We start from the raw sequence: 11,770 nt of genomic DNA, 5'->3' as shown, positions 1-11,770 counted from the left end.
CGCCAAGGCCGGTCAACCCGGCCATCGCACCGCCTGGCCTCGCCTCAACCGTCCCGAAGGTTTCGCAATGCTCAGCATCACCGGCTCCATTCCCGCGCTCGTCACGCCCTTCCGCGATGGCCGCGTGGACGAGAAAGCCCTGCGCGCCTTTGTCGAATGGCAGGTGGCCGAAGGATCATCGGGCCTTGTTCCCTGCGGCACGACGGGCGAATCGGCGACGCTTTCGATCGAGGAGCATGACCATGTCGTGGCCGAGACCGTGAAGGCGGCAGCCGGTCGGGTCCCGGTGATCGCCGGCTGCGGTTCGAACGATACGGCGGTCGCCCTGCACCACATGGAAAGCGCCGCGCGCGCCGGCGCGGATGCCGCCCTTGTCGTCTGCCCCTATTACAACAAGCCGGGACAGCGCGGGCTGCTCGCCCATTTCCGGCACCTGGCCGATCATGGCCCGCTGCCCATCATCATCTACAATATTCCGGGCCGCTCCGGCATCGACATGGCAACCGACACCATGGCTGAACTGTCGCAGCACCGGAACATCATCGGCGTCAAGGAATCGACCGGGGACATCAACCGCATCAGCGAGATACGCCATATGTGCGGGCGCGATTTCCTGATCCTGTCCGGCAATGACTACATGACGCTGGGCATCATCGCCCATGGCGGCCACGGCAGCATTTCCGTCACCGCCAATGTCGCGCCGCGTCTGGTGGCCGACCAGACCCGCGCCGCGCTCGAGGGGGATTTCCAGTCCGCGCTCGCCCTGCAGGATCAGCTCTGGCCGCTGCACCAGGCGCTGTTTTCCGATGCCTCGCCCGGGCCGACCAAATATGCGCTCGAACTGATGGGGCGCATGGCGGGCGATACCCGTCTCCCGATTCTGCCGCCCGCGCCGACCGCGCGCGCAATTGTCGATTCCGCCCTTGCCCATGCCGGGATCGCCCCCTGATGGCACGCCCTCGCCCGCAGGGCACCAAGGTCAAGGTAGTCGCGGAAAACCGGCGCGCCCGTTACGAATATGGCATCGAGGATGTGTATGATGCCGGGATTGTCCTGACTGGTACCGAGGTGAAATCCCTTCGTTTTGGCGAGGGAACCATCGCCGAAAGCTATGCCGAGGTGAAGGACGGCGAAATCTGGCTGATCAACGCCAACATCCCGGAATTCGCGCAGGGCAACCGCTTCAATCACGAGCCGAAGCGCCCGCGCAAGCTGCTGCTCACCCAGCGCGAGATCGCGCGGCTGCACGGCGCTGTCGCGCGGCAGGGCATGACGCTGGTGCCGCTTTCGATCTACTTCAACGATCGCGGCAGGGCGAAGGTGGAACTGGCGCTCGCCAAGGGCAGGAAGCTGCACGACAAGCGCGAGGCCGCGAAAGAGAAGGACTGGAAGCGCGAACAGGCCCGCCTGCTGCGCGATCGCGGCTGACAGCGCCGGACTAGCGCCGGAACGAGTGCCACGCGGGGCATCGCGGCTTGCGCGCGCGCCTGCGCGACCACATCTTGATTGTCTTAACTTTGCCGCAAAAGCCCTGCAGCGGGCATGTGGATCTTTGAGGAGGCTCCTGGGGCTGTGACGGGTTGGCTGAAACTGCCGACGCGCGAGGAACTGGAACGCAGCCGCTTGCTGCGCCCCTTTGCCGCGCGCCTGTCCAGCCCGCTCGTCTGGCGGTTGAACAGGCGTGGCGTGGCGCGCGGGGTGGCGCTGGGGCTGTTCGCGGCCTTTGCCGTGCCCGTGGCGCAGACCCCCTTCGCGGCCCTGTTCGCCATGGCGGCCCGCGCCAATCTGCCCGTCGCGGCGGTGTCTACCTTCGTCACCAACCCGCTGACGGTGCCTTTCGTCTATTATCTGGCCTTCATCGTCGGCCGTAGCGTGTTGCGGATCAAGGATGACGCGTTCCTGGCCATCGCGCCCGACGCCGGCGCCGTGGAGCGCAGCCTGACATGGGTCGTCTCTCTGGCAGGGCCGACCTATGTGGGCCTGCTGCTTTTTGCAGCCGTCGGCGCGGCGATCGGCTACATGGGCGTGCATCTGGGCTGGCGGATATGGGTCAGGCTGAGGTGGCAGCGCCGCTGCCGGCGTCGTGGCCGCCCGCAAACGGAGATCATCGCGTGACGGATTTCAACGAAAAGCTGACCGCCGCAAAACAGGCATGGGCGCGGGCAGGGCGCCTGCTGACCGGCAAGCCCGATCCGGACAAGGCCTATCGCCTGCCCCCCGGCCAGCGGCTCGTCACCAACTGGCCGGTGCTCGATCTGGGCGTGCAGCCGCATGTGCCGAAGGAAAGCTGGCGGCTGGAGATCGACGGCCTTGTCGAAAACCCCGCAACCCTCGACTGGGATGCCTTCATGGCGCTGCCGCAGTTCGAGGATGTATCCGACATTCACTGCGTCACCCAGTGGAGCCGCTATGACAACCGCTGGCAGGGCGTTTCCACCCGCACCCTGATCGAACTGGTGCGGCCGCTGCCCGATGCGGATCATGTCGTGCTGCACGGTCATGACGGCTATACCACCAATGTCGAGCTTCGGCATTTCGCCGAAGAGGATTGCCTGATCGCCCACAGCCATGATGGCGCCCCGCTGACGCGCGAACATGGCGCCCCCGCGCGCCTCGTCATTCCGCGCTATTATTTCTGGAAAAGCGCCAAGTGGATTAAGCGTATCGAGTTCCTGGCCGTTGACAGACCCGGTTTCTGGGAGGTCCGCGGCTATCACAATATCGGCGATCCATGGCTTGAGGAGCGTTACGGCTGACGATCCGTCCAGTGCCGGTGCCGGCGCCGAAGCCGGCGCCGGTGCCGCATCGGCTGCACGCCGGACAGCCGATGTCAGAACTGGTGCGGTGGGGCTGTTCGCGGCGGCCCTCGCCCATGATCTCAACAACATGCTGGCTGGCATCCTCGCCATTGCGGAACTGCTGGAAGCCCGCGCGGACCCCGGCAGTGCCGATGCCCGCGATCTCGCCGCCATCATCGATCAGGCAGGGCGCGCCGGCCGCCTGCTCGGGCAGGTTCTGGCCTTCGCCCGGCAGGACGTGCTGCGGCCTGTCTCCGCTGACCTTGCCGCCATGGTGCAGGCGCTCCTGCCGATGCTGCGGGCCCTGGCCGGGCCGGGCCTGAAGCTTGCCATGTCGGGCAGGGGGCCTTTGCCGGTCCGCCTCGATCCGGCAGCACTTGAGCGGGTGCTCACCAATCTCGTGCTGAATGCGCGGGAAGCCATGCAGGGCAATGGCGGCACGATCAGCATCGACCTGTTCCGCATCGACCCCGGCAGCATTCCGCCCGCCGGTCGCGCCTTCATGCCCGCGGCCCGGTATGCCGCGCTTTCCGTGACGGATGAGGGGCCGGGCATAGCGCCGGACATCGCCCACCGAATCTTCGACCCCTATTTCACCACGCGTGCCGACGGGCAGGGCCTGGGGCTGGCCACCAGTTTCGGCCTCGTCAAGCAGTCTGGCGGCTTTCTGCTTCAGGATGCCGGCCCGCGCGGCGGCGCGCGCTTCACCCTGTTCCTGCCGCTCGCGGCCGGCAGCGGCGAATCGGCGGGCCTTGCCGGAAGTGCTCCGGGGCCTGCTGCAGGCGTAGTCCGCGCTGCCGGGCAGGTGATCCTGCTGTGCGAGGATGACCTGCTGCTTCGCCTGTCTGTCAGCCGGGCGCTGGAGCGGCGCGGCTACAGGGTTCGCCAGTCTGCCGATGCGCAATCGGCCCTTGCCCGGCTGGCGCAGGAACGGCCTGACCTGCTGCTGAGCGACATCCGCCTGACAGGCATGGACGGCGTGGCGCTGGCCATGCGGGCGCGGTCCATGCATCCCGGCCTTCCCGTGCTGCTTACCTCGGGCCACGCCGGCCAGGCCCCCCTTGCGGCCATGCCGGGCCTTGATGTCGCCTTCCTGCCCAAGCCCTTCAGCCTGCACGCGCTGGGACGCTGCATCGAGAAACTGCTGTGCAATCCGCCTGCCGCAAGCTGACGGCGCCATCTGTTCTGAACGCCAGGCCGATGGCCCGGGGTGCCCACTTGCAGCAATGGAACAAAAAGGGTACGAGCTGTGCGACTGCCTCCGGCCTTGTGCCGTGGCGGGCCGGGCGGTAACGCTCGGCTTCTGGGTCGATCGCGCGGCGTCTGCCGCTGAAGCAAGGAACGGGAATGGACAGGGAAAAGGCGCTCGAAGCAGCACTGGCGCAGATCGATCGTGCGTTCGGCAAGGGCTCGGCGATGAAACTCGGCCAGCGCGAGACGCTGGAGATCGAATCCATTTCCACAGGCTCCCTCGGCCTCGACATCGCGCTGGGCATCGGCGGCCTGCCGCGTGGCCGTGTGGTCGAGATCTACGGGCCGGAATCCAGCGGCAAGACAACGCTTGCCCTGCATGTCATTGCCGAGGCGCAGAAGGCCGGCGGCATTGCCGCCTTTGTCGATGCCGAACATGCGCTCGACCCGATCTACGCCCGCAAGCTCGGTGTGGATACCGACAACCTCATCGTTTCCCAGCCCGACACGGGTGAGCAGGCGCTGGAGATCACCGACACGCTCGTGCGCTCCAACGCGATCGACATTCTGGTGGTCGATTCGGTTGCGGCCCTGGTGCCGCGTGCCGAAATCGAGGGCGAGATGGGCGACAGCCATGTCGGCCTGCAGGCCCGCCTGATGAGCCAGGCGCTGCGCAAGCTGACCGGCTCCATTTCGCGCAGCCGGTGCATTGTCATCTTCATCAACCAGGTGCGGATGAAGATCGGCGTGATGTACGGCAACCCGGAAACGACGACGGGCGGGAACGCACTGAAATTCTATGCATCCGTCCGTCTTGACATCCGCCGTACCGGCCAGATCAAGGATCGTGACGACATCATCGGCAACACTACCCGCGTGAAGGTGGTGAAGAACAAGGTGGCTCCGCCGTTCCGCCAGGTCGAGTTCGACATCATGTATGGCAGCGGCATTTCCAAGGTTGGCGAGATCCTCGACCTTGGCGTGAAGGCCGGGCTGGTGGACAAGTCGGGCGCATGGTTCTCCTATGACAGCACGCGGATCGGGCAGGGGCGAGAGAATGCGAAGAAGTTCCTGCTGGAAAACCCAGAGATGACGGCCCGCATCGAAGCGGCGATCCGGGCCAATGCGGCAGGCGTTTCCGATGCGCTGATGGCCGGCCCTGATCCGGAAGACGATATCTGAGGACTCTGCCTGCCCGGCGATCATGATCGGGTGAGCGGCCCGTTCGGGTGGTGGCAGGACCCTGTGGTCGGCAGGCGCCGTGCCTGATGGGCATGACGGGGCTGCCGCCAGCCTTCCCGGCCATGTTCTGCATCATGGGTTCGGCTGGCTGCCGGCCCGGTGGCCAGGGGGCTGATCATGGCGGCCCCGGTCCGGGCGGTGAAGTGTGGCCGGTAAAGTCTGGCTGATGAAGTCTGATCTGGGGTAAGCTGGCCCGTGCAGGCTGGCTTTTCAGTGCGGCGGGGCCTCGGTTCCTTGCAGCAATCTGTCTTTTCATGGCCCCCGGGGTGCCATGAGTGGCGCGACAGGGTGGAGTTTATGGCATTTTCATGCTACACAATATCCATCTGAAGCAGGTTCGGCGGATTTTGCCTGAAACCGCAACCGCTTTCCTGCCCAGATGTCGCCAACAGGTGGTGTTTCCCTGGGTCTCGCCGGGTCACCGCCCTGAACAGATGATGTCGTGCGAGACCGGTCTTGCTACTTAACTGCCATGTCTGCCGAAGTGATCCGCCACCCCCCGGCGTGAACCACATGAAGGCTGGCAGGGCATGACCTGCCCCTTTTGCAGGGGCGGGGTGCAGCCGGTTCTTGCCTTCTCAGAAAGGACCAGTCCAGGCCATGGCAACCAACGCGCTCAGCTTCCAGGTGGGTGACAATGTCGTGTATCCCAAGCACGGCGTCGGCCGCGTGATCGAAATCCAGTCCAGCGAGATCGCAGGCACCAGGCTCGAGCTCTATGTCCTCCGTTTCGACAAGGAGCGCATGACCCTCAAGGTTCCCACTGACAAGGCCGAGACTGTGGGTATGCGGAAGCTTTCCAGCGAAGCCACGCTGAAGGATGCATTGCTGACCCTGAAAGGCAAGCCGCGCGTCAAGCGGATCATGTGGTCGCGTCGCGCGCAGGAATATGAAGCCAAGATCAACTCCGGCGATCTCGTCTGCATTGCAGAGGTCGTGCGTGATCTTCACCGTGCCGAGGACCAGCCCGAGCAGAGCTATTCCGAGCGTCAGATCTTCGAAGCGGCGATCAGCCGCCTGGCCCGCGAAGTGGCGGCGATGAAGAATATCGACGAACCGGCAGCCCAGCGCGAAATCGAAAGCGTGCTGAAGGCCGCCTGACAGGTTCGGACAGCACCGGAACAGTTCCACCGGAATTGAAGGGGCGGCTGGCAGCAATGCCGGCCGCCCTTTTCCGTGCATGCCGCTCCTTTTCCTGCTTTTATCAGAGAAGGGAGAGGCCGGCCAGTTCCGCTGCAAGGTGCGGCGGCAGGCTGTCTCCGGCCGCCCGGTCCTCCGGCCAGTCGGCCTCTGACAGATAGCGCCAGCCCTGGTGCGCGCGGCAGGCGCGCGGCACGACCGGGATTGGGCCGCGCGCCAGCCTGATGATGGCGAAGGCGCCGTCCGCGTCCGTCTCCTCCTCCACGCCAAGGATGGGCTGGCGCGCCACGAGCGTGTGGCGAATGATCCAGAAGATGGAGCCGCCCGACAGATCGCGCCGCGGGATACGGCGTGACGTAAGCCTCACATAAGGTCCGTCAGGCCCCTCATGCGTGAAAAGGGCCTGGCGTCTGGCGATGTCTTCCATGGCACTGCAGCCAAAGGCGACGCGGGTCAGGCCGGTCCGTGCCATGCGGCGCTCCTCAGCCGACAAGGCCCGACAGCGTGGCCAGCCCTAGGAAGAGGAGGAAGCCCATCGAATCCGTGACCATGGTGACGAAGACCGATGAGGCGACGGCCGGGTCCACCCCCATGCGCCTGAGACCGAGCGGCACCATTACGCCGGCAAGCCCGGCGACCATGATGTTGAAGAGAATTGCCGTTGCAATCACCGCGCCAAGAAGAGCATCCGAAAAGATGAGGCCGACACCAAGGCCGAGAAAGACGGCCATGGTAAGCCCGTTCAGAAGCGCGATAAGCGTTTCGCGCCGCACCGTGCGTCCAGTGTTGGCATCGGTCATCTGGCCGGTGGCGAGCGCGCGGACGATGACGGCCATGGTCTGGTTGCCGGTGTTGCCGCCGATGGAAGCGACGATCGGCGAAAGGGCGGCCAGCACCACCATCTTCTCGATCGTCGCGCCAAAGGCCGCGATGATGCTGGATGACAGGATGGCGGTGCCCAGATTGGCTATCAGCCACCGGATGCGCGCCTTGTAGCTGTCCGCCACCGGCTCGAAGATGTCGCCGTCGCCGGCGCCCGAAAGCTTCAATATGTCCTCGCCGGCTTCTTCGGCGATGATGTGGACGATGTCGTCGGCGGTGATGACTCCGGCGAGACGGCCGGCGGAATCGACCACGGCGGCCGAAATCAGCGCATATTTCTGGAACCTGAGGGCGACTTCCTCCTGGTCCATGTCCACCGGGATCAGCGTCTGTTCCCGCTGCATCACATCCGATACCGGCAGCCAGCGCGGCGTGGTGAGTACCCAGGATAGCCGCATCGTGCCGACGGGGCGATGATCCGGCGACACGATGAAAATCTCCCAGAAGTCGGTCACCTCGTTCCCGTCGGAGCGCAGATAGTCGATCACGTCGCCGATGGTGAAATGCTCGGGCACGGCGACGAGCTCGCGCTGCATCAGGCGGCCGGCCGATTCCTCCGGATAGGACAGCGCCGTCTCGATCGCGACGCGGTCGTCGGCGGAAAGCTCGTCGAGCACCGCTTCCTTGTCGGCGGGTGCAAGCTCCTCGATCAGGGCGACGGCATCGTCCGTATCCATCTCGGAAACGGCTTCGGCGACCTGCGATGGCGCCAGTTCGCCCACCACCTCGTCGCGCACCCAGTCGTTCATTTCCGTCAGCACATCGGCCGTGAGATCGGGGCCAAGGGCGACGGCAAGTTCGGCGCGGCGGTCCGAGCCGAGCTGTTCGAAGAGATCGGCGATGTCGGCAGGGTGAAGCGGTTTCACCAGCGCGCGGACTTCGCCGTCATCCTGCTGTTCGAGGGCTGCCTCGATGGCGCGCAGAAAGCTCTGCTGGAGCCGGTTGTCGGCCACAGCCGGGCGGTTGATTTCGGTGTCCGCGTCGCTGCTCATCAGTCAGCAGGCTTGGCCCGTGCGGCGAGCGAAGGCAAGGCTTTGCGGCTGCTTTCAGCCCGCCATTCGCGCCGTCTGCAGGAGGATCAGCAGCAGCAGCCCGGCGCCGACGCTTGCCAGAAGCGGCCAAGCGGCCGGAAATCCGCGCTTCCAGCCACCGAGCACGAGGGCGAGCACCGCTTTCAGGAGATTGTTGGCAAGGACCGGAAGCGCCAGAAGCAGGCCGGCCATGCCGGGGGCCAGCGCATCCTTCGGCAAGGCGGTGATGGTGATGAGCGCGGCATCGACATCGGCAAAACCGGTAAGCGTGGCGATGAGGCCCACCCCCATGTCGCCGAACATGGCGGAAGCCCAGCGCGACAGAACCGCCAGCCCGGCAACCAGCGCGACAAGGACGAACGCGGCCTTCAGATCGAGCGGATTGCCCAGATCCACCTGCCCGCCGCCATTGCCGGCGCCCTTGCGCAAGGCGGGCAGGACAGGGATCAGCAATATGGCCCCGGCAGCCAGAAGGACCGGGGCAAGCGTTGCCAGGGCCTGCGGCATCAGCAGCGTGGCGAGCAAGAGGTAGCGCATGGTCATCACGGCGGAAGCAAGCCCGATGCCTGCCACCAGCGCGGGTTCGGCCTCTCCGGCGGCTGGGAGCCGCCTGGCATAGGACGCCGTGACCGCCGTGGACGATACAAGCCCGCCCGCTGCGGCTGCCGCCAGCAGGCCGCGCCCCGGATCGACCCGGCGGCTGATGACATAGCCAGCAAAACTGAGGCCCGAGACCAGCACGACAAGAAACCACAGCTGCCGCGGGTTCCAGGCATCATAGGGGCCGACATGCCCCGACGGGACAAGCGGCAGGATGACGAGCGAAATGATGGCGAATCGGCTGGCGGCCTCCAGTTCGGCCGGGCTGATACCCCGGATGACTTCGTGAAGGCGTGGCCGCATCGCCAGCAGCAGCACCATCACGGCAGCCGCCGCCAGCGCGCCGGTTGCCTGGCCCGACCCGGCAAGCGCGCCAAGCCCCATGGTGAGAAGCCCGGCTATGGCGCTCGTCGCGCTGTGTTCGCGCGCGTTGCTGGAAAGCACATAGCCCGCCAGAAGCGCCAGCGCCGCGCCGCCCAGGATGACGACGCCAAGTGCCAGCGGCAATTGCACCGCCAGACCGCCAAGCAGTCCGAGAAGCCCGAAGGTGCGAAAGCCGGCGACTCTGTGGCCAGCCGGCTCTGCCCGGGCCGTCCAGCCACGTTCCAGGCCAACGAGAAGCCCGATCGCCAGCGCGAGGGCAAGGGACTGGAGAAGATCCGGCATGATCATGGCCGCACGCTAGCGCCTGCGGCGCTGTGCCCCAAGATCAGACTGCGTTGCTGAACCGGCTGGGACCACCGGCACGATAGCTGTCGAAGCAGGCGGCGATGGCGCGGGCATAGGGCACCGCCTTGTCTGCAAGGCGAAGCACGCTGCCTTCGAGATCGCACAGGCCAGCGGTGATGAAGGGCTTCAGCCGCAATTCCGCAAAGCTGTCCGCCGGCAACTGGGAGAGGTCGGCCGGGCGGCCGCACAATATGTCCTCGATCACGAGGCCGCGTTCGCTGTCTTCCGGGCTGCGCATGACTCCAAGCGTCGCAGCCGGCTGCCCGCTCAGCACGCGCATCTGGTAGCGCCCATTGTTCTTTTCATTCTGGACAATGACACCGGGCAGACAGCTGATCGCCGTTGCCCCGACACCTAGCAGCACATCGGCGGGGTCGTCGGTGAAGCCCTGGAAGTTCCGCCGCAGCCGGCCTTCGCGCGCGGCGATAGCCAGCGGGTCGTCGGGCCTGGCGAAATGGTCGAAGCCGATGGCCTCCATGCCAGCCGCAACCAGCCGGGCATGGCCATCGGCTGCCTGGGCGAAGCGTTCGTCAACGCCGGGAAGGGCCGTGCCGTCGATCTGGCGCTGGCGCGGGATGATGTGTGGCACATGGGCATAGCCGAAGAGGGCGATGCGGTCCGGTTCCATCGCCAGCGCATCATCGAGTGTCCGGGCGAGGATGCCGGATGTCTGGCCGGGAAGGCCGTACATGAGGTCGAAGTTGAGGGAACGGATTCCATTGTCGCGCAGCATCTTCACGGAATCGACGATCATCCGGTGCGGCTGCACCCGGCCGATCGCGGCCTGGATGCCCGGATCGAGGGTCTGGACCCCGAGGCTTGCGCGCTCTGCGCCCACCTTGCCGAGCAGGCCCGCCCAGCCTTCATCGAAGGTGCGGGGATCGAGCTCCACCGAAATCTCAGGGCGCGCGGCCCCGAAGCCCGTCAGGATCCGATCGACGAGGCGTACGAAGCCGACCGGGTCAAGCGCATTGGGGCTGCCGCCACCGAAGGAGATGCGGCCCAGTTCCACCCGGCCCGCCACCTGCCGCACGAGCCAGTCAATCTCTGCTTCCAGGGCTTCCAGATAGGCGCTGACGCGGGACTGGCTGTTGTTGCGGTTGGTGTTGCAGCCGCAATACCAGCAGATGTCCTTGCAGAAGGGAATGTGCACATAGATGGAAGCGACTGTGCCATGGGGCAGGGCCTTCAGCGCATCCAGCATCTGGGAACCGCCCACCGCATCCGAGAATTCGGCAGCCGTCGGATAGCTTGTGTAGCGCGGTACGGGGCGCGCAAGCAGTTCGGGATGATAGGGCCACATTTTGTTACTATGGCCTTTATGCAACAGCGTCGCGTTGATCGAAGTCAAGAGCTTGTTTGGGCATGATCAAGGACCAGATCCCGATGGCCTGCCACAGGGCAGTCACAAATGGCCAGCCAAAGGAGACATAGTGCCATGACGTCCGCACTTCGGAATGCCGCCATCGGGGGGATCGTGGGGCTTGCTGCCGTTGCATCCGCCGTACCTGCCAGCGCCGCCGCCGGCGACTGGATCATCCGCGCCCGCGCCATCGCCGTTGCCCCGCAGGATGATTCCAGCGGCATCACGCCAGCCTTCCCGAACGAGGGCGTTTCGGTGGACACGGCCTATGCCCCCGAACTCGATTTCACCTATATGGCGACCGACAACATCGGCGTCGAACTGATCCTGGCCACCACCAAGCACAGCGTTTCCGGCCGCACCGGCGTGACAGGTGGCGTCGGCAAGCTGGTCGACACCTGGGTTCTGCCGCCGACGCTGACCGTGCAATATCATTTCGCGCCCGACGGCGCCTTCCGCCCCTATGTCGGCGCGGGCATCAACTACACCATCTTCTACTCCGAGCGCGCCTCGGGCAGCCTCGAAGCAGCCGTCGGCGAAACCGATGTGAGCCTGTCCGACAGCTTCGGCTGGGCGCTTCAGGCCGGTGTCGACGTGCCGCTCAACGACAAGCTCTTCGTGAACTTCGACCTGAAGTACATCGACATCGACACCAAGGCGAAGCTCAACACCGCAGCAGCCGGGCTGCAGCGCGTGAATGTCGACATCAATCCGCTGGTGATCGGCATCGGGCTTGGCATGCGCTTCTGAGCGCCTGACATGACGGCCGGGCCGGTGCGCCTCTTGAAGGTGCG

The 11,770-nt window shown here is 65.6% G+C and carries 12 protein-coding genes; 8 read left to right on the top strand and 4 right to left on the bottom strand.

Going from position 1 to position 11,770, the window contains the following annotated elements; genetic code table 11:
* Positions 1–67: 67 nt before the first annotated feature.
* The 7 genes from dapA (at position 68) to ACUJ46_RS07935 (ending at position 6,332) form a co-directional block, all read left to right on the top strand.
* On the top strand, positions 68–949 hold the full coding sequence (gene dapA / locus ACUJ46_RS07965; protein ID WP_445389933.1) for a 4-hydroxy-tetrahydrodipicolinate synthase: 882 nt from the start codon (positions 68–70) through the stop codon (positions 947–949).
* Positions 949–1,428 (top strand): SsrA-binding protein SmpB, encoded by a 480-nt coding sequence (smpB, locus tag ACUJ46_RS07960; protein ID WP_445389932.1) that lies wholly within the window; start codon positions 949–951, stop codon positions 1,426–1,428. The genes dapA and smpB overlap by 1 nt, the downstream gene beginning before the upstream one ends.
* A 144-nt stretch (positions 1,429–1,572) precedes the next feature.
* Positions 1,573–2,115, top strand: coding sequence for a DUF2062 domain-containing protein (locus ACUJ46_RS07955; protein ID WP_445389931.1), 543 nt, complete (start codon positions 1,573–1,575; stop codon positions 2,113–2,115).
* On the top strand, positions 2,112–2,756 hold the full coding sequence (locus ACUJ46_RS07950; RefSeq protein WP_445389930.1) for a sulfite oxidase-like oxidoreductase: 645 nt from the start codon (positions 2,112–2,114) through the stop codon (positions 2,754–2,756). The genes ACUJ46_RS07955 and ACUJ46_RS07950 overlap by 4 nt, the downstream gene beginning before the upstream one ends.
* On the top strand, positions 2,737–3,969 hold the full coding sequence (locus ACUJ46_RS07945; RefSeq protein ID WP_445389929.1) for a response regulator: 1,233 nt from the start codon (positions 2,737–2,739) through the stop codon (positions 3,967–3,969). The genes ACUJ46_RS07950 and ACUJ46_RS07945 overlap by 20 nt, the downstream gene beginning before the upstream one ends.
* Positions 3,970–4,145: 176 nt before the next feature.
* On the top strand, positions 4,146–5,171 hold the full coding sequence (gene recA, locus ACUJ46_RS07940; protein WP_445389928.1) for a recombinase RecA: 1,026 nt from the start codon (positions 4,146–4,148) through the stop codon (positions 5,169–5,171).
* A gap of 660 nt (positions 5,172–5,831) precedes the next feature.
* On the top strand, positions 5,832–6,332 hold the full coding sequence (locus ACUJ46_RS07935) for a CarD family transcriptional regulator (RefSeq protein ID WP_445389927.1): 501 nt from the start codon (positions 5,832–5,834) through the stop codon (positions 6,330–6,332).
* Between the two features lie 103 nt (positions 6,333–6,435).
* On the opposite strand, the gene ACUJ46_RS07930 is transcribed toward ACUJ46_RS07935, so the two are convergent.
* From ACUJ46_RS07930 to hemN, 4 genes are read right to left on the bottom strand one after another with little or no spacing between them, the layout of a single operon-like run.
* Positions 6,436–6,843: a DUF1489 family protein gene (locus tag ACUJ46_RS07930; protein ID WP_445389926.1), complete on the bottom strand. Its 408-nt coding sequence runs from the start codon at positions 6,841–6,843 to the stop codon at positions 6,436–6,438.
* Between the two features lie 10 nt (positions 6,844–6,853).
* Positions 6,854–8,245: a magnesium transporter gene (gene mgtE / locus ACUJ46_RS07925; RefSeq protein ID WP_445389925.1), complete on the bottom strand. Its 1,392-nt coding sequence runs from the start codon at positions 8,243–8,245 to the stop codon at positions 6,854–6,856.
* A gap of 54 nt (positions 8,246–8,299) precedes the next feature.
* Positions 8,300–9,556: an MgtC/SapB family protein gene (locus ACUJ46_RS07920; protein WP_445389924.1), complete on the bottom strand. Its 1,257-nt coding sequence runs from the start codon at positions 9,554–9,556 to the stop codon at positions 8,300–8,302.
* Positions 9,557–9,593: 37 nt separating this feature from the next.
* Positions 9,594–10,916, bottom strand: a complete 1,323-nt coding sequence (hemN, locus tag ACUJ46_RS07915) for an oxygen-independent coproporphyrinogen III oxidase (RefSeq protein ID WP_445389923.1) — start codon at positions 10,914–10,916, stop codon at positions 9,594–9,596.
* A 135-nt stretch (positions 10,917–11,051) separates the two neighbouring features.
* Between hemN and ACUJ46_RS07910 the strand changes: the two genes are divergently transcribed.
* Positions 11,052–11,726 (top strand): OmpW/AlkL family protein, encoded by a 675-nt coding sequence (locus ACUJ46_RS07910; RefSeq protein ID WP_445389922.1) that lies wholly within the window; start codon positions 11,052–11,054, stop codon positions 11,724–11,726.
* Positions 11,727–11,770: the final 44 nt, after the last annotated feature.

The sequence above is a fragment of the Sandaracinobacteroides sp. A072 genome (assembly GCF_052616365.1).
Note: the sequence above shows the minus strand (reverse complement) of the source record. Positions and strands in the feature narration are given on the sequence as shown.

Bases quoted from the DNA above. Each gene is read 5' to 3' on its own strand.
- dapA (WP_445389933.1), top strand. From the start codon at position 68: ATGCTCAGCATCACCGGCTCCATTCCCGCGCTCGTCACGCCCTTCCGC.
- smpB (WP_445389932.1), top strand. From the start codon at position 949: ATGGCACGCCCTCGCCCGCAGGGCACCAAGGTCAAGGTAGTCGCGGAA.
- recA (WP_445389928.1), top strand. From the start codon at position 4,146: ATGGACAGGGAAAAGGCGCTCGAAGCAGCACTGGCGCAGATCGATCGT.
- ACUJ46_RS07935 (WP_445389927.1), top strand. From the start codon at position 5,832: ATGGCAACCAACGCGCTCAGCTTCCAGGTGGGTGACAATGTCGTGTAT.
- ACUJ46_RS07930 (WP_445389926.1), bottom strand. From the start codon at position 6,843: ATGGCACGGACCGGCCTGACCCGCGTCGCCTTTGGCTGCAGTGCCATG.
- mgtE (WP_445389925.1), bottom strand. From the start codon at position 8,245: ATGAGCAGCGACGCGGACACCGAAATCAACCGCCCGGCTGTGGCCGAC.
- ACUJ46_RS07920 (WP_445389924.1), bottom strand. From the start codon at position 9,556: ATGATCATGCCGGATCTTCTCCAGTCCCTTGCCCTCGCGCTGGCGATC.
- hemN (WP_445389923.1), bottom strand. From the start codon at position 10,916: ATGTGGCCCTATCATCCCGAACTGCTTGCGCGCCCCGTACCGCGCTAC.
- ACUJ46_RS07910 (WP_445389922.1), top strand. From the start codon at position 11,052: ATGACGTCCGCACTTCGGAATGCCGCCATCGGGGGGATCGTGGGGCTT.